Source organism: Shewanella glacialipiscicola (genome assembly GCF_023283485.1).
Lineage (GTDB): Bacteria > Pseudomonadota > Gammaproteobacteria > Enterobacterales > Shewanellaceae > Shewanella > Shewanella glacialipiscicola.
The window spans coordinates 1-16,903 of sequence record NZ_JAKILU010000002.1 but is presented as its reverse complement, the minus strand read 5'-3'; the positions used below and the strand labels follow the sequence as shown (position 1 = coordinate 16,903).

General features: G+C 44.5%; 13 protein-coding genes and 3 tRNA genes. 5 read left to right on the top strand and 11 right to left on the bottom strand.

Annotated features, from left to right (window positions below):
- Nucleotide 1: 1 nt before the first annotated feature.
- From L2717_RS01620 to L2717_RS01610, 3 genes are all read left to right on the top strand, one after another.
- Nucleotides 2–760 carry an SDR family oxidoreductase gene (locus L2717_RS01620; protein WP_220774221.1) on the top strand — a complete coding sequence of 253 codons (759 nt, stop codon included), beginning with the start codon at nucleotides 2–4 and terminating at the stop codon, nucleotides 758–760.
- Nucleotides 761–971: 211 nt separating this feature from the next.
- Nucleotides 972–1,226 (top strand): hypothetical protein, encoded by a 255-nt coding sequence (locus tag L2717_RS01615; protein WP_220774220.1) that lies wholly within the window; start codon nucleotides 972–974, stop codon nucleotides 1,224–1,226.
- A gap of 63 nt (nucleotides 1,227–1,289) precedes the next feature.
- Nucleotides 1,290–3,338 carry a S9 family peptidase gene (locus L2717_RS01610; RefSeq protein WP_220774219.1) on the top strand — a complete coding sequence of 683 codons (2,049 nt, stop codon included), beginning with the start codon at nucleotides 1,290–1,292 and terminating at the stop codon, nucleotides 3,336–3,338.
- Between the two features lie 32 nt (nucleotides 3,339–3,370).
- Here the strand turns inward: L2717_RS01610 and L2717_RS01605 are convergent, their stop codons facing one another.
- Entirely contained in the window at nucleotides 3,371–3,820 is a 450-nt protein-coding gene (locus tag L2717_RS01605; RefSeq protein WP_220774218.1) for a MerR family DNA-binding protein, read from the bottom strand.
- A gap of 197 nt (nucleotides 3,821–4,017) precedes the next feature.
- Between L2717_RS01605 and L2717_RS01600 the strand changes: the two genes are divergently transcribed.
- Together L2717_RS01600 and L2717_RS01595 are read left to right on the top strand one after the other, a co-directional pair.
- Nucleotides 4,018–6,252 carry a heavy metal translocating P-type ATPase gene (locus L2717_RS01600; RefSeq protein WP_220774217.1) on the top strand — a complete coding sequence of 745 codons (2,235 nt, stop codon included), beginning with the start codon at nucleotides 4,018–4,020 and terminating at the stop codon, nucleotides 6,250–6,252.
- 345 nt (nucleotides 6,253–6,597) lie between these two features.
- Complete coding sequence (locus L2717_RS01595; RefSeq protein WP_220774216.1) at nucleotides 6,598–8,190, top strand: ABC-F family ATPase; 1,593 nt, start codon at nucleotides 6,598–6,600, stop codon at nucleotides 8,188–8,190.
- Nucleotides 8,191–8,294: 104 nt separating this feature from the next.
- Here L2717_RS01595 and L2717_RS01590 read toward each other — a convergent pair whose 3' ends face one another.
- The 10 genes from L2717_RS01590 to L2717_RS01545 form a co-directional block, all read right to left on the bottom strand.
- Nucleotides 8,295–8,810, bottom strand: coding sequence for a lipocalin family protein (locus L2717_RS01590; protein WP_220774215.1), 516 nt, complete (start codon nucleotides 8,808–8,810; stop codon nucleotides 8,295–8,297).
- A gap of 236 nt (nucleotides 8,811–9,046) precedes the next feature.
- Nucleotides 9,047–10,426 carry a sigma-54-dependent transcriptional regulator gene (locus L2717_RS01585; protein WP_220774214.1) on the bottom strand — a complete coding sequence of 460 codons (1,380 nt, stop codon included), beginning with the start codon at nucleotides 10,424–10,426 and terminating at the stop codon, nucleotides 9,047–9,049.
- Between the two features lie 4 nt (nucleotides 10,427–10,430).
- On the bottom strand, nucleotides 10,431–12,227 hold the full coding sequence (locus L2717_RS01580; RefSeq protein WP_220774213.1) for a sensor histidine kinase: 1,797 nt from the start codon (nucleotides 12,225–12,227) through the stop codon (nucleotides 10,431–10,433).
- A gap of 130 nt (nucleotides 12,228–12,357) precedes the next feature.
- Nucleotides 12,358–13,755 carry a TRAP transporter large permease gene (locus tag L2717_RS01575; protein WP_220774212.1) on the bottom strand — a complete coding sequence of 466 codons (1,398 nt, stop codon included), beginning with the start codon at nucleotides 13,753–13,755 and terminating at the stop codon, nucleotides 12,358–12,360.
- The gene (locus L2717_RS01570; RefSeq protein WP_248937962.1) at nucleotides 13,755–14,411 is read right to left on the bottom strand and encodes a TRAP transporter small permease; all 657 of its coding nucleotides are present in this window, start codon (nucleotides 14,409–14,411) and stop codon (nucleotides 13,755–13,757) included. Before L2717_RS01570 ends, L2717_RS01575 begins: the two co-directional genes overlap by 1 nt.
- Nucleotides 14,412–14,469: 58 nt before the next feature.
- Entirely contained in the window at nucleotides 14,470–15,489 is a 1,020-nt protein-coding gene (locus L2717_RS01565; RefSeq protein WP_220774824.1) for a TRAP transporter substrate-binding protein, read from the bottom strand.
- Nucleotides 15,490–16,224: 735 nt separating this feature from the next.
- Nucleotides 16,225–16,443: a hypothetical protein gene (locus L2717_RS01560; RefSeq protein WP_220774823.1), complete on the bottom strand. Its 219-nt coding sequence runs from the start codon at nucleotides 16,441–16,443 to the stop codon at nucleotides 16,225–16,227.
- Between the two features lie 169 nt (nucleotides 16,444–16,612).
- Nucleotides 16,613–16,688 (bottom strand) — tRNA-Val (locus L2717_RS01555).
- A 31-nt stretch (nucleotides 16,689–16,719) separates the two neighbouring features.
- Nucleotides 16,720–16,795, bottom strand: a tRNA-Val gene (locus tag L2717_RS01550).
- Between the two features lie 30 nt (nucleotides 16,796–16,825).
- Nucleotides 16,826–16,901, bottom strand: a tRNA-Val gene (locus tag L2717_RS01545).
- Nucleotides 16,902–16,903 lie beyond the last annotated feature (2 nt).

Genomic DNA, 16,903 nt, shown 5'->3' with positions numbered 1-16,903 from the left:
GATGGATTTAAAAGATAAGGTTGTCGTCATTACTGGCGGCGCGGGTGGTTTAGGCCTAGCAATGGCACAAAACTTTGCACAGGCAGGCGCTAAAATAGCACTTATCGATGTGGATCAAGAAAAACTCGAGCGAGCTTGTGCTGAGCTAGGTTCAGACACCGAAGTCCAAGGTTATGCCTTAGATATTACTGATGAAGAAGATGTGGTTGCAGGGTTCGCCTATATTTTAGAAGATTTTGGTCAAGTTAACGTACTGGTCAATAATGCCGGAATTTTACGTGATGGTATGTTAGTCAAAGCCAAAGACGGCAAAGTCACTGACCGTATGTCACTGGAGCAGTTCCAATCGGTTATCAATGTTAATTTGACGGGCAGTTTCTTGTGTGGTCGTGAAGCCGCCGCTGCCATGATTGAATCTGGCCAAGCAGGGGTGATTGTTAACATCTCTAGTCTAGCTAAAGCGGGTAACATGGGGCAATCAAACTATGCTGCCTCTAAAGCGGGCGTTGCGGCTATGTCGGTTGGCTGGGCAAAAGAGCTGGCACGTCACAATATTCGTAGTGCCGCAGTTGCGCCAGGCGTGATTGCAACCGAAATGACCGCTGCGATGAAACCCGAAGCGTTAGAGCGTTTAGAAACGTTAATCCCCGTTGGCCGTCTTGGCCATGCTGAAGAAATCGCTTCAACCGTGCGTTTTATTATTGAAAACGATTATGTGAATGGTCGTATATTTGAAATTGATGGCGGCATCCGCCTGTAAGTATATTGATGATATATGTGTCATCGAGATGAAGAAAACCGAGCTTAAGCTCGGTTTTTTATGTGTAAAGCAAAGATAATCGCGGCTATCACAGCGGGTTGTTCCCTGTTGTTAGAGTTGACATTTACTGGTTAACCTTAAACAATCGCCATCCACTTTTCACACCATACAATAAACCGGTTTATTGTATGTAATGGAGCTTAACATCCGCATGTCTTGGCAGCATAAAGCCCTCTGGCTTGAGAAGATAACGCAACGCATGATGCTGATTGTCGGTGTTTTAGGGCTGATAGTGATCTATTGTGGGTTCTTTTTTCTGCTTTTCAGCGGTCGTTCTGTTGCGGTTATTCCTTGGTTTTTCCTGCTCTCACCTTGGATATGCATTTATTTTGGTTTGACTCAGACGCAGCAAGCACAAGTCGTGCATTGGTTTTTAAAAAAATGTAAAAATCCATTTAAAAAATAATCTGTGTTGCACATTCATATTTTTGTTTCAGTTTGCGCAGTAAGCAAACATTGGAGAGAAACAATGGGGTTATATCAATATTTATACCTCTTGGCTGGCTTGTTATGTTTGAGTGCATGCGAGCCTTCGAACGAGCAGGTGCCACGCCCGAGTGATAATGGTACGCGGATTACTGCCCCCTATGGTAGCTGGGTTTCTCCTTTATTGGCGGCGAATGTATTTCAACAGTCCGATAGCGTGATTGAATTACAAAGCGTGGCAGGCACGCTGTATTTTGCCGAGTCTAATGGCGAAAAGCAGGGGCAAGTTGGCATTAAGAAGCTTGATCAGCAGGGTGATATTATTGAGGTGGTACCACCGAATTTTAACGTTAAATCCACAGTGCACGAATATGGCGGAGCTGCCTTTTTAGGCATTGGCCAGAGTTTATTTGTCACTAAAGCGGACGATCAATTATTTTATCGCTTTGCGCCTAATCAACCGTCATTACCGTTAACCCCAAATGGCACCCGCCATGCCGACTGTGTTGCTTATCCTAAGGGGTCGCGGATTATCTGTGTGCGCGAAGATCATCGCCAAGCGGGCGAACCTAAAGCCAGTTTAGTGACGATTAACCTCAATTTTGCCGAAGAAGGTGACACCCTTGTCTCGGGGCATGATTTTATCTCAGCGCCTGCTATTTCGCCCGATAACTCGAAGCTTGCATGGATCACATGGGAACATCCCTACATGCCATGGGATAACAGCGTTCTCTGGCTTGGTGATCTCGATCGTAAAGGTCAGTTAAATAATATTCGTAAGATAAATACGCCGACAGATTCTTCTGTATCTCAACCACTGTTCAGTCCTGATGGGCAACTCTATGTCGTCTCGGATATGAGTGATTGGTGGAACATCTATCGTGTTACGCCGAAAAACACCCTATCCCCTGTACTGAGTAAAAGTGCTGAGTTTGCTGTGGCTGATTGGTATTTAGGTAATCATAACTATGCCTTTGAATCCGAAAACACAATTATTGCCAGCTATATGTTAGGGAGTCAGGCGGCGTTAATTCGCTTGTATTTGGATTCTGGTTTGATTGAATCTTTGGCCGTTGACTTTGGTGAAATAACCCAAGTGATAAGGGGAGAAGGTGGCGTTTATTTTATTGGCGCTAAGGCCACTCCAGAAAAGGGGATTTATAAAGTGATAGGCCGCGGCACTGAGTTGGTTTATAGCCCTAACTTAGCCAAGCTTGATCCTCATTATATTTCACGGGCAAAAACTATCACCTTTGAAACCGGTAAGCATCAACAAGCCTACGGTTATTTTTATGAGCCCGTTAACCCCAATTATATCGCCCCCCATGACACTCGACCGCCATTAATTGTGATGTTGCACGGCGGCCCGACTGCGCGCGCGAGTCTGGCTTATCGTAGTGATATCCAGTTTTGGACCAGCCGTGGTTTTGCGGTACTTGACGTTAATTTTCGTGGGAGTAGTGGTTTTGGCCGTGCCTATCGTCAAAGTCTCTATGGGCAATGGGGCCAAGCCGACGTGGAAGATGTCGTCAATGCGGCTCAATATGTGGTTACTAAAGGTTGGGTCGATGCGCAAAAGTTAGCGATTCGCGGCATTAGTGCTGGGGGACTAACGGTCATGTCATCTTTAGCTTTTTACGATGTTTTTCAAGCGGGCGTGAGTTACGCGGGTATCAGTGATTTTGAGCAGCTTGCCAATAACACACATAAGTTTGAGACGGGCTATTTAGATCAACTCATTGGTCCCTATGCTGAGAATAAAGCGCGTTATCGAGAGCGATCGCCGTTTTATCATCTTGAGGGATTAAACGAACCTTTGCTTATTATTCAAGGTTTAAGAGGGCAAATTGTGCCGTCACAGCAATCGCAACAGATTTATACCGCCTTAAAAGCCAAAGGGGTGCCGACAGCCTATATCAGTTATGAAGACCAGACGCATGATGGCTGGATACCCGAACATAAAGCGGCGAGTTTAGACACTGAACTGGCATTTTATGGACAAGTGTTTCATTTTACGCCTGCGGGTACATTGCCTAGCTTGTTGCTTGATAATGCCGCGGCGTTAAAGCCAAGCAGTGCCAGTCATCAATAACCCAGAATTGCAGTGGTTGATACTGGCCGTTGTTATTCTGCGGGGCTTTTATGGCAACACGAAGAGGTTGTATCTTGTAGGCTCTTTTCCTTTTGGGGCGTATGACTTAGGCTATCAATAATGGCGCAGTGGGGTTGTTCGCCACCTTGGCATTGGGTCACCATATGTTGTAATTGCGCCCTAAGTTGCTGCAACTTACTAATTTGCTGCTCGACATAGGCAAGGTGAGTGCGGGTAAGCTGTTTTACATCCTCTGCATTACGACTTTCGTTACCCTTAAGACCCAGCAATGATTTGCAATCCTCTAAACTAAAACCTAAGTCGCGGCACTGGTGCACAAACTTAAGAGCCTCAATATCTGAATGGCGATAAACCCGATAACCCGCCTGATTTCGCTCGGCGCAGACTAAGCCAATATCATGATAATAACGGATACTCTTAACGCTTAAGCCCGTTTGTTTTGCCACTTTACCTATCTTCATTTTCACCTCGGCTTTGACTACAACAACGACTATGACCACGACGATAAGCGCTAGTATGGGTTAACGCCGCGTTTTACTTATCTTTTTGAGGGTAAATGGTTACTGTTGTCACATTCAATCAATTGATGCTTGACTCTCCATTAATGGGAGACTTTATCTTAAGCCTATCGCGTAAAAGTTCAACTAAGGAATATTTTATGGCTCAGATCAGGCTCTATGTTGCCAATATGAATTGTGCAGGCTGCGTTGCTAAAATTGAAAAAGCACTTGTCGCTCAAGAGGGCGTCGAGGCGCGCGTTAACCTCGCGGATAAACAAGTGACGGTAGACGGCAACATGAATGTTGATACCGCGTTAGCTGTGATGGCTAATGCGGGATTTCCCGCACAGGTGGTGGTTGATGCTAAGGCCGCCGCCGAAGAAAAACGCATCGCAGATGCCGCTGAGTATCGGTTGCGAATGCGCCAAGCGATAGCGGCGCTCGCGGTTGGTATGCCTATGATGTTATGGGGGTTACTGGGCGGTGAAATGATGATCAATAGCCCGAGTATGCAACTTGGCTGGGGCATAATGGGACTGGTAACGTTGGCTTTACTGGTGACGACGGGTGGGCATTTTTATCAAGGTATGTGGCGGGCACTCAAAGCCAAAACGACTAATATGGACACCCTAATCGTGCTCGGTACCACTACGGCATGGGCGTATTCTATGCTGGTGGTGATTATGCCCAGTGCTTTTCCGATGGAGACTCGCCATGTGTATTTTGAAGCCAGCGTGATGATTTTAGGATTAATTAACTTAGGCCACGGATTTGAGCTCAAAGCGCGCGGCAAAACGAGCGAGGCAGTACAGAGATTACTCGGATTACAATCGACTACGGCTATCCGTATCAGCGACAAAGGCGATGAACAGGTTGAAATAAGTCAGCTTAAACTTGGCGATAAGTTGCGCTTACGTCCTGGGGATAGAGTGGCGCTCGATGGCGTTGTTGAAACTGGGCAATCCCTATTAGATGAAGCCATGTTGACGGGCGAGCCTATTCCCGTGCTTAAAAATCGCGGAGATAGCTTAAGTGCAGGTACAGTAAATGGCAACGGTAGCTTGGTTTATCGAGTAACAGCTGGCCAGCAGGATACTAGGCTTGCCAAAATTATTGCGCTGGTACAACAGGCGCAAACCTCTAAGTTACCCATAGGTCGGTTGGCTGATAAAATTTCAGCCGTATTTGTGCCAACAGTCGTTATCATCGCTGTTGTTGCTGCCGCGATTTGGTATTTTGTTGGTCCAGCGCCCGCCTTGAGTCATGCGCTAGTGGTGTTGACTAGTGTGCTGATTATTGCTTGTCCTTGTGCGCTTGGACTGGCAACACCCATGTCGATTATGGTGGCCGTTGGCCGCGCAGCTCAAATGGGTGTATTAGTCAAAAATGGTGAGGCGCTGCAAACAGCAAGTAAGGTCGATTGCGTTGTGCTTGATAAAACAGGCACCGTGACGTTAGGCAAACCGCAAGTGACGGATTTTACCTTAGTTCAAACACTAGATAATGCGGAAAAAACGCAATTACTCGGTGCGATTGCTAGTCTTGAACAACATTCAGAGCACCCATTGGCCAGTGCTATTGTCAATTATGCCAAGGAATCGCTATCGCAATTACCGGATACCCAAAGTTTTATTAACCATCAAGGTAAAGGCATTACCGGCGAAGTTGATAGTGTTCACTTTGCTATTGGTAATCTTGCCTTGATGACGGAATTGGACATTGTTAATCCTGATGGCAGTGCGTTAGACCCGCAAGCAACCTTGAGTTTTGCTAACCAAGGCAAAACCCCCATTTACGTTGCAAGGGCAGGTACGTTAGTGGCCACTATCGCACTGGCCGATCCGATTAAACCCGATGCTAAAGCGGCGATTGCAGCTATGCTGCAAAGTGGTATTCGCGTGGTGTTATTGACCGGTGATAACCCACAAACAGCACAAGCCGTAGCAAACCAAGTCGGTATCAGTGAAGTGATCGCCAGCGTACTACCCGAGCAAAAACAACAGCATGTGAAGGATTTGCAAAAGCAAGGGCATGTGGTTGCTATGGTAGGTGATGGCATTAACGACGCGCCAGCTTTAATGAGCGCCGATGTGGGCATCGCGATGGGATCGGGCACTGAGGTGGCGATTGAAAGTGCGGATATGACCTTATTATCACCACAGTTAATCGTGATTGCTCACATATTGGCGCTGTCTCGGGCAACTATTACCAATATCAAACAGAACCTATTTGGCGCCTTTGTGTATAACAGTTTAGGCATTCCCATTGCCGCAGGTGTGCTTTATCCGTTAACTGGTATGCTGTTAAGCCCCGTGATTGCGGGGGCGGCTATGGCGTTGTCTTCGTTAACCGTCGTGACTAACGCTAATCGTTTAAGACGGCAGAAGTTATAATCGGGCTATTAAAGTTCAGTCTTGGCGTTGGAGATATTCTCGATGCCAATCGATGCCAATCGATGCCAATCGATGCCAGCCTGAGTGTTACCCTAGGTAAGTCGATCTAACTTATTGAAAATTAAGCTAATTGATTAAGTGTGTTTAGTTGCTTAACATCGATGTTAAGCGGCAATGGCAGTATTGGCGTTAAAGGCTAATACTGCCTTGGTAGTTGATAATTTAGCCCAAACTGCTATAGTGCCACGTTTATTTTTACCCCTTCGGCATAGCGTTATTAGGTTTATGCTTATTTAGAGCGGCGCCAGCTGGCTAGGCCAACATTACTCGATTTGGAAGTTCATTTTGATCACAACAGCAAATATCACCATGCAGTTCGGCGCTAAGCCACTGTTTGAAAACATCTCAGTTAAATTTGGCGGAGGTAACCGTTACGGTCTTATCGGCGCAAATGGCTGTGGTAAATCGACCTTCATGAAGATCCTGTGTGGTGATCTAGACCCTAGCAGCGGTAACGTCTCGTTAGATGTCAATGAGCGTCTGGGTAAATTAAGCCAGAACCAGTTTGGTTATGAAGAATTCAACCTAATTGATACTGTGATCATGGGCCACCGCGAACTGTGGAAGGTTAAGCAAGAGCGTGACCGTATTTATTCTTTACCTGAAATGAGTGAAGAAGACGGTATTACCGTGGCTAATCTTGAGATGGACTTTGCTGAGATGGACGGTTATACCGCCGAATCTCGTGCGGGCGAATTGCTGCTGGGTGTGGGTATTAGTATCGAAACCCATTTTGGTTTGATGTCAGAAATCGCTCCAGGTTTGAAACTACGAGTATTGTTAGCGCAGGCGTTGTTCTCTGATCCTGATGTGCTGCTACTTGACGAACCTACCAACAACTTGGACATCGACACTATTCGTTGGTTACAGGACATGCTGAATCAACGTAATAGCACTATGGTAATCATTTCGCACGATAGATATTTCTTAAACTCAGTCTGTACTCATATGGCTGACTTAGATTACGGCGAGCTGCGCGTTTATCCTGGTAACTACGACGAATATATGCAGGCGGCAACTCAAGCTCGCGAGCGTTTATTGTCTGATAATGCCAAGAAAAAAGCCCAGATTTCTGAGCTGCAAACCTTCGTAGCGCGCTTCTCTGCGAACGCATCTAAGGCGAAACAGGCTACATCACGTGCCCGTCAAATCGACAAAATTAAGTTAGATGATATTAAAGCCTCTAGCCGTGTGAACCCGTTCATTCGTTTTGAGCAAGAAAAGAAATTATTCCGTAATGCCTTAGTGGTTGAGCAATTAACTAAAGGCTACGATACGCCACTGTTCAAAGACTTAAACTTGATTGTTGAAGTGGGTGAGCGCATTGCGGTATTGGGTGAAAACGGTGTGGGTAAAACAACGCTGTTACGAACCTTGATCCATGATATTCCACAGGATAGCGGTACGATTCAATGGTCTGAAAACGCTAACATTGGTTATTATGCGCAGGACCATGAGTCTGATTTCGCAAACGATATGACTCTGTTCGAGTGGATGAGCCAATGGCGTAAACCTGAAGATGATGACCAATCAGTACGCGCTATTTTAGGCCGTATGTTGTTTGGATCTGACGACATTAAAAAGTCAGTCAAAGTGTTATCGGGTGGTGAGAAGGGCCGCATGTTATTTGGTAAGCTCATCATGCAAAAAGCCAACATTCTGGTACTCGATGAACCGACCAACCATATGGATATGGAATCGATTGAGTCATTGAACAACGCGCTGGAAATGTACGAAGGCACATTGATTTTCGTGAGTCATGACCGTGCATTTGTATCGTCACTGGCGAACCGTATTCTTGAAGTGACTCACAAAGGCGTGAATGATTTCAGAGGCAGTTACGATGAGTTCCTTGCCAGTAAAGGGATTGAATTATAAGATTGATTAGTCTGCGATATTAAGCGCTGCTAATCTAAAAACGCCGCAATAAATTGCGGCGTTTTTGTCTCTGTTCTCTGCTTAATTCTCGTTATGGGTTAGCATTATTTTTGTTGTACGTAAATTAAGTCGTCAGTATTAAAACCGCGCGCTTTTGACATATCAACAAACTTTTGCAGTACTTCTGCTGGCACAGTCGGTGTTCTTGCCAGTAACCACAAATAATCTGTGTCAGGCCCCGATATAAAAGCATATTGGTAGTTTTCATGATCTAATTCGAAGACCACATAGGAGCCATAAAATGGCCCAAAGAAGGAGACTTTTAAATAGCCTTCAGTATCGCCATTAACAAAATAGGCTTTACCTTCGGCTTCTTTCCATGCATTTTTTTCGGTTGAAAAACCACGGTTAATCACCATCACGCCACCATCATCTTTTAGGCTATATTCGGCGCTAACTTGGCTTAATCCTCTTTCAAATGAATGATCTAATCGTGCTATCTCGTACCATTTACCCAAATATCGATTCAGCTCAAAATTATTTACGGGTTCAACATATTTGGGCATACCTAAGCAACCGCTCAGTAAAAAGACACTGATGACTAATAATAGTTTTTTCAATTTTGCCTCCGAATACAAAGTGTTCATTGTAGATTTATGGCTCATTCCGATGGTGTATTTAGCCATCGCAGAGCCGAGTTGATACGCGTTTTTAAAACCTACCTTTACACGTAAAAAGCATTGATTGTCATACTATCTGTTAACTCTTCAATCAGAATCAGTGAATAACTGATTAATCCCCCTGTACTGTAACGTTATTATGGAGATTACACATAACACTATAAATACGGCTCAGCTTAATCATCTGAATTAATGTATTGCTTGCGGTCTAAATCGTATTTTCGCATTTTGTCGTAGAGGGTTTTACGCGGTAGTTCAAGTTGTTCCATCGTCAGCTTAATACTGCCCTTGTTATGACTGAGCGCTTCTTCAATTAATACGCGCTCAAAAAACTCGACTCTTTGAAGTAAGGACATGCTGGAGTGCAAACTGGGCGTATTGCCCAACGTACCGGCAAAGGCCGCTTCTCCGCCTAATAGCACAAAGCGTTCTGCTAGGTTACGTAACTCACGTACATTTCCCGGCCAATCGTGGGAGGTGAGTATGGCATTTTGTTCGGCATTTAAGGCGATGAGCGCTTTGTGATAGCGCGCTGACGCAACACGGGCAAAATGCAGGAATAACAAAGGAATGTCTTCACGGCGATCTCTTAATGGTGGAATAGGCACAGTCACTAGATTTAAGCGATACAATAAATCCTGACGAAATTCACCCGTATCACACAGGCTTTTTAAATCTACTTTTGTGGCTGCTATCACGCGTATGTCGAGGCTGATGCTTTTATTTGAACCTAAGCGTTCAACTTTACGATCCTCAAGCACTCGTAGTAGTTTTATTTGCAACGACAGTGGCGTACTTTCAATCTCATCTAAAAATAACGTGCCGCCATTGGCATATTCAAACTTACCAATGCGCATCTTGTCTACGCCGGTAAAGGCGCCGGCTTCAGCGCCAAAAAGTTCACTTTCAATCAGGTTTTCGGGAATAGCCCCACAGTTGATAGCAACAAAGTTAGCTTGGTTACGGCTGCTGTGGTCGTGTAAATAGCGGGCGACGAGCTCTTTACCTGTGCCCGTTTCGCCTTCAATTAACACGTCGGCTGGGGTGTCTATCACTTGAGTAATAATATGACGCATGCGGTTAATGCCGACACTGTTGCCTAAAATCCGTGGCCCCGGCACGCTCTGGCTCTCGAGATCCTTTTTGAGCTTACGGTTTTCTAAGGTTAAGCTACGTTTATCTAGGGCGCGTTTGACTACGTCGAGAATATGTTCATTATTAAAGGGTTTTTCAAGAAAGTCGTAGGCGCCTTGCTTTAACGCATTGACCGCCATGGCGATATCGCCAAAGCCAGTCAGTAGTACTACGGGTAGATCAGGGTCTTGTAGACGGATTTGCTGCATTAAATTGATGCCGTCTAAGTGCGGCATGTTGACATCTGATATCACCATGCCGGCCCAATCTTTATGCAAAAGCTTAGCGATACCTTTAGGCTCTGTAGTCGCAATCGCTTTAATGCCTTCTAGTTCAAACAGTTGAACTAGAACTGTGCCTATGTGCGGCTCATCGTCAACGATGAGAACAGAATAATCTTGGATTGAATTGAGCACACTCATGAGACTAACGTTCCTCGAGCAAATAAATAGGTAAAATGATCTGGAAAATGGCGCCGCCATCTTCGGCATTAGCTACGTTAATCTGGCCTTGCATTGATTCGATAATACGTTGTGAAATCGATAAACCCAAGCCAAGGCCGTGACGTTCACTGGTGGTAAAATAGGGCTCAAATATTTTTTCGATTTGGCTTTCACGCACGCCAGGACCAGTGTCTTGAATGCTGATGCAGAATTTATCTTTGCCAGTTACACGAATGATTAATTGGCGTTTTACCGATTGTTGCATCGCGACAACCGCGTTACTCATAATGTTGACAAATACTTGTTGTAGTCTGACTTTATCGCCCCACACTTGATCATTACCGCTGGGTAACTGCACGTCTAATTCAACGCCTTGCTTGTCTATGGCTGGCTGAACTATGGTCAGTGCTTGTTTAAGGCAACGGCCAATATCGGTGGCGCTATCTGTACCTTGGCTTTTGCGAGTAAAGCTTTTAAATTGTCCCACAATATCGGCCAGTCTATCGGTCAGCTCAATAATTATCTTGATATTATCGAGGGCTTTATCTTGCATATTACGGGCTAGGAAAGTTTGAGTATTCTGGGCATAACTGCGAATAGCAGCGAGAGGTTGGTTTAGTTCATGGTTAATGCTGGCGGCTAAACTGCCTATTACAGTGAGTTTTGCCGCTTGGATCAGTTCGTCTTGAGTGTCTTTGAGTTGATGGTTGGCTTGCTGCAGGTCTTGAGTGCGTTCTTCAACTCTTTGCTCTAATAGGCTCTGCGCCAATTGCATTCGGTGTAAGTTACGGCGGCGTTCGGCGCTAAATAAGATACTCAGTGCCAGTAACAGGTAAATACTGGCACTGAGTAGCATAAGTGCAGGTAGAGAGGTCATCAGCGGATTAATCGGCGCGAATATATGCACTTGCCAACCGGCTTTAGACATTTTTTGGTGATTATCCATATATTGTTCATGCTCTTTACCCGTTTGCAGTTGGTAAATCATCGCCTGACGACCACTCTCATAGGGTGGTTTCATTAATAGCTCGCCAATCGGGCGCGCAGCGTAACGCTTGGATGTATCCAGAGTGCGCTGTTTTATTTCGGTCAATGGCGTCAGAGATTTTAAACGCCATTCATCGACGCTAGAGATAAACACAATATCTTCGGGATCGCTGATAAGGAATTGATATTGGCCTGCGATAGCAATACTCGTGCTTTGCTGCTCGATACCACTTATATCCACTTTAACGATTATCGCGCCGAGTATCTCTTTACCACCTTGCTGATAAATTGGATAAGAAAAGTAAAATCCGCGCTTATCAGAGCTGGTACCCACGGCATAATAACGGCCTAAATTGCCTGAAATTGCATCGCTGTAATAGGGTCTAAAGGAATAGTTTTTACCGATAAAGGAGAAACTCTGTTGCCAGTTACTGGCGGCAATCGCGACCCCTCGCTCATCGATAAGATAAATATCCGATGCTTCAGTGACATGTTGAATTTCTTCCAGATATAAATTGAGTTCTTGGACCTTATTAGAGTTCTGTGGATCGTTCAGTACATTGGCTAGCATAGGATTGGTAGATAACACGTGGGGAATGCTTTCGTAGCGCGATAATGAGCCATCAAGAAAACTGACTAACTCCTTCAGTTGTTTTTCTGATTGAGCTTGAATATCAATTTTACCCTGATGTAAATGTACCCAATAGGTCAGTTTTAGCGTTAAAAATAAGCCTACCAGCAGGACTATAGTCAAAAATAGGCGTTTTTTGGCCTTAGGGGTCATGGGTAACATGGTGTCTATCCTGGTAAAACACGGGCATTAATATCGGATACGGTTTGCTATAAAAAGAAAGCGAGCCTGGTTAGGCTCGCTTAAAAATTAGCGGTAATCAAGGGCTAATGTCATAACCTTGAACGGTAGGCTAATAACCACGCATTGAATCTAACCATTCAGGTAAGAAAAGTGAAATTTGTGGCACGTAAGTGATAAGGATTAAGAAAGCCAACATCACCACTAACCACGGCAGTACTGACTTAATCACCCAGCCAATACTATGCCCGGTGATACCCGCAGTCACAAAGAGGTTAAGCCCCACCGGCGGCGTGAGCATACCTATCTCCATGTTAACCACCATGATAATACCTAAGTGAATAGGATCTATGCCTAATTGAGTTGCGATAGGGAAGAGGATCGGCGCCATAATAAGCACAATCGCCGAGGGTTCCATAAAGTTGCCGGCAGCAAGCAGCAGTAAGTTAACGATGATCAGGAATCCCCAAGCGGGTAAACCCATGCTAACAATATACTCAGCAATGATATGTGGGATACGTTCCGTTGTGAGTACATGTGCGAACAACATCGCGTTAGCGATGATAAACAACAGCATGATACTAACCTTGGCACCATCACGTACAACGTTGCGGATGTCTTTGTTAACGGGGGTTTTTATTAACCCTAATACCATATAACCTAAATTGCGCGCAGTCGCTTTGGCGATATTTTCACCTTCATTACGCCAAGCTACATCTTTTAAGGGGCCGATATCACGATAACCAAATACCGCAATAAAGTAAGCATACACACAGGCTACGGCCGATGCCTCGGTTGGGCTAGCAACGCCGCCATAGATAGAGCCTAATACAATAAGGATGAGTGCTAATCCACCCAAAGCTTTGATACTTGAAATCCCCAGTTTTTTAAAGCCCGGAAAAGGGCGTGAAGGTAAGTTTTTGAAACGTGCAACGATGTAGATAACAATCATCAGTATCAATCCCATCATTAAGCCTGGGATTAAACCTGCCATAAACATTCTCGCCGCCGATACTTCTGTCGCCGCCGCATATACCAACATAACAATTGACGGCGGGATTAAGATACCGAGTGTGCCCGAGGTGGTGATAACCCCTGCGGCAAACTTCTCTGGGTACCCCGCTTTAACCATGCCCACAATCACGATAGAACCGATAGCCGCAACAGTAGCAGGTGATGAGCCAGAAACCGCAGCAAACAGCATACATGCCATGACAGAGGCCATAGCTAAGCCACCGCGGACATGTCCGATACTGTCCATCGCAAAATCAATAATCCGCCGCGCGACGCCACCGGTTGATAAAAAGGCCGATGATAAAATGAAAAAGGGGATAGCGAGTAAAGTGTAATGCTCTGATGAAGACTCATACAATTTCAGCGCAACAGAGGCTAAAGAGTCATTAGAAAAAAATAATATGGTGAGCATGCTGGAAAAACCTAACGCTATAGCGATGGGCATCCCGAGAAACATACACACGAATAGGGCGGTGAATAGGGTCGCAATAGCCATTATTTAATCTCCTTTTCGCCAGAGATAATAGTGGTATTGGTTTGTTTCACGCTTTCATCAATTAAATGCATACTTTCTTTCGCTTCATCTGCAAATTGGAGGCCTGATATTTGGTTGCGTAAAATACCTATAAAAAGTTCGACGAAACGCCACGTCAACATTAAGAATCCGATAATCAAGATGCTTTGAGATAACCAAATGGGAACCGCACCATCTTCTACATCAATTTTTAATACATCCCAAGCAAATTCAGGGTCGATATTTTTTAAGAAAAACTGAGGGAGATTAATATCTTCCATCGGCACACCAATTTGGTACATCTGGCTTAAATAATCCCAACTACCTTTTAAAAACAGTCCGCAATAAATGATACAGACAGAGGCGGTAATTAAAGCGGTTATCTTTTTGGCGCGAGGTGCTAAGTTTTTAACAAAGGCGTCCACCCCAATGTGCGCGCCGACTTTTACGCCATAGGACATACCAAACAGCACAAACCAACCGCAAAGGGTTAACGTGAGTTCTTGGATCCACAGAAAACCCGTATTGAAGAAAAATCGTGCGACTACTTCCGAAAATACTAACAATGTCATCAAGGTGATCAGTAGATTCAGCACACCTTCTTCAAAATAACCAAATATTCGTGATATCACAGTCATAACTCCCTCACTGAAATAGCCGCTTAAACTCAAATGAACTTAAGCGGCATTTTTATTATTATTTATTTGCAGCTACAGCAGCCTCAATCACATCTTTACCGATTTCGTCTTCAAACTTAGTCCAAACTGGCTTCATGACATCAATCCACTTTTGGCGATCAGCTTGAGATAGCGTCACTAATTGTGAACGTTTAGAATCAAGAATTAACTGCTTATCTTGATCATCTTTTTCTCCGGCAATCTTGTTACCTAGTGCGATAGATTCATCTAAGGCTTCTTTGATGATCTTACGTTTATCAGCAGGTAAACCTTTCCAGAAAGTATCAGAGGTCACGACCATATAATCGAGCACGCCGTGATTACTTTCAGTAATTTGGCTTTGTACTTCATAGAATTTTTGTGAATAAGTATTTGACCAAGTGTTTTCTTGACCATCGATAGCGCGGGTTTGCAACAGGGTAAATACTTCAGAGAAGGGCTTTTTTACCGGAATGGCGTCGATAGCCGCAAACTGAGCAGCCAGAACATCCGATGCCATTACGCGAAACTTTAAGCCTTTCGCATCAGAAGGATTTTTAAGTGGCGTGTTGGCAGAGAATTGTTTCATACCATTGTGTAAATAACCTAATCCCACGATACCTTTGCGTGTCATGGAGTTTAGAAGTGTTTGACCCGCTTCACCTTGTTGAAAGCGATTAACCGCATCCATGTCATTGAATAGAAATGGTAAGTCAAATACTTGTAAACGTTTAGTATAACGTTCGAACTTAGACAGTGAAGGCGCGACAAATTGCACGTCATTTAACAGTAATGCTGCTAACTCATTGTTATCGCCAAATAACTGCGAGTTAGGGAATACATTGACTGTGTACTCACCTGGTAAACGTTGTTCCACGAGTTCTTTAAATTTAAGTGCCATTTGGCCTTTAGGGGTATTTTCTGCAACAACATGCGAAAACTTAATTTCAACCGGTGCGGCAAACACGTTAAAACTGGTGGCGAATACCGAAGCAACGGCGAGCATTTTAACGAGGGTTTTAAGTGGACGGGTAAATTCAGTGTGTTGATTCAATGTCATCTTGAGTTCCTTTTTCTATTGTTAGGATTGGTCCTCAGTCTTGGTTGGTTTGTTACCAAGTTTGAGTAGGAATACAGCCTTGATTTCCCTGAGGTCTGTCTTACTAAAGGCAAATACTACGCCAACTTACACTAAAAACTGTAAGTGTTTGGTTGCAAAAGTGTAGTTGATTTGATGCGCGTCACACATTTAGTTTGGTGGGTGAGATCTCGCTCACAATGTTAATGCATTTGGGTGGATTACCACCCAAATGAAATGTTTGTCATTACTCTATAGCGCTTTAAAGTGGCGACTAATTAAGCAAAGTTTGTTATTTATAGATCAAAATATGCTGCTAAATCATACTTAAGCGCGGGCTGAGGCTGGGAGTTGTGACTGTAAGGTAAGGAAATAATACTGCTGACAATGGGTAAGCTAATCGTGACTATCGTTAACTCAGCGGTTATATCAATCGTATTAAATATCTGTTCATTTAGCGTGAGTTCAACGCGCTTTAGACAAGGCGAAGGCTTGAAAGGATAGTGGTGCTCTGTCGAAAGCATTAAACGCAGTATAAAGTGCTTCGCCATGCAGTTAACATCAGCCACCCTTCGGGAGCCACACAGGCATCTCACTCCCGTGCTGCATTGACTTAAAAGGGAATAACCATTTCTACGTCAATGCGCCTCGGATTGAAATACCTGTGAGGCTCTGAACTGATTAGATATTTAATGTGATTGCTATAAGACATGTCACTTAAAGGATACGTTTAAGGATGGCATCGCTAGGTAAAAGTGCTAAATGGCCTTGCTCGTCAAAATACCAGCCAGTAATAAAGCCCTTTTGGCGCATGTTGACGAGATTATGCATCACTTCTTGTGCTTCTTTTAGGGCGGTTTGTTCATCACAGGCGTGGGTATGCTTTAAATAAGCGGCAATATTGGTAAGAGAAGCTGATTGACTGACGCTGGCCATAATATTGATCTCCAAACAATGCTAAAAGCAAAATGAAGTCAGGCTGAGTATCGATTGAACTCGGTATTTAGAAGATGATTAAATGCCGAATAGTAAAATTGACCACTAGCTGATTGAGAACAAGCATAGTTGAATAAGAATATGGGTAAAGTTTAATAGGGAATAAATATGGTGGTCGCTACTGGGCTCGAACCAGTGACCCCCTCCTTGTAAGGGAGGTGCTCTCCCAGCTGAGCTAAGCGACCTGGGGGGTAAAGCTTGTATATTGCAGAATTATGGTGGTCGCTACTGGGCTCGAACCAGTGACCCCCTCCTTGTAAGGGAGGTGCTCTCCCAGCTGAGCTAAGCGACCTGGGGGTAAAGCTTGTGTATTGCAGAATTATGGTGGTCGCTACTGGGCTCGAACCAGTGACCCCCTCCTTGTAAGGGAGGTGCTCTCCCAGCTGAGCTAAGCGACCTG

Excerpts from the sequence above, each read along its gene's own strand:
- L2717_RS01560 (WP_220774823.1), bottom strand. The coding sequence starts at position 16,443 with ATGGCCAGCGTCAGTCAATCAGCTTCTCTTACCAATATTGCCGCTTAT.
- L2717_RS01585 (WP_220774214.1), bottom strand. The coding sequence starts at position 10,426 with ATGAGTGTGCTCAATTCAATCCAAGATTATTCTGTTCTCATCGTTGAC.
- L2717_RS01565 (WP_220774824.1), bottom strand. The coding sequence starts at position 15,489 with ATGACATTGAATCAACACACTGAATTTACCCGTCCACTTAAAACCCTC.
- L2717_RS01615 (WP_220774220.1), top strand. The coding sequence starts at position 972 with ATGTCTTGGCAGCATAAAGCCCTCTGGCTTGAGAAGATAACGCAACGC.
- L2717_RS01575 (WP_220774212.1), bottom strand. The coding sequence starts at position 13,755 with ATGGCTATTGCGACCCTATTCACCGCCCTATTCGTGTGTATGTTTCTC.
- L2717_RS01600 (WP_220774217.1), top strand. The coding sequence starts at position 4,018 with ATGGCTCAGATCAGGCTCTATGTTGCCAATATGAATTGTGCAGGCTGC.
- L2717_RS01580 (WP_220774213.1), bottom strand. The coding sequence starts at position 12,227 with ATGTTACCCATGACCCCTAAGGCCAAAAAACGCCTATTTTTGACTATA.
- L2717_RS01610 (WP_220774219.1), top strand. The coding sequence starts at position 1,290 with ATGGGGTTATATCAATATTTATACCTCTTGGCTGGCTTGTTATGTTTG.
- L2717_RS01605 (WP_220774218.1), bottom strand. The coding sequence starts at position 3,820 with ATGAAGATAGGTAAAGTGGCAAAACAAACGGGCTTAAGCGTTAAGAGT.
- L2717_RS01570 (WP_248937962.1), bottom strand. The coding sequence starts at position 14,411 with ATGACTGTGATATCACGAATATTTGGTTATTTTGAAGAAGGTGTGCTG.
- L2717_RS01620 (WP_220774221.1), top strand. The coding sequence starts at position 2 with ATGGATTTAAAAGATAAGGTTGTCGTCATTACTGGCGGCGCGGGTGGT.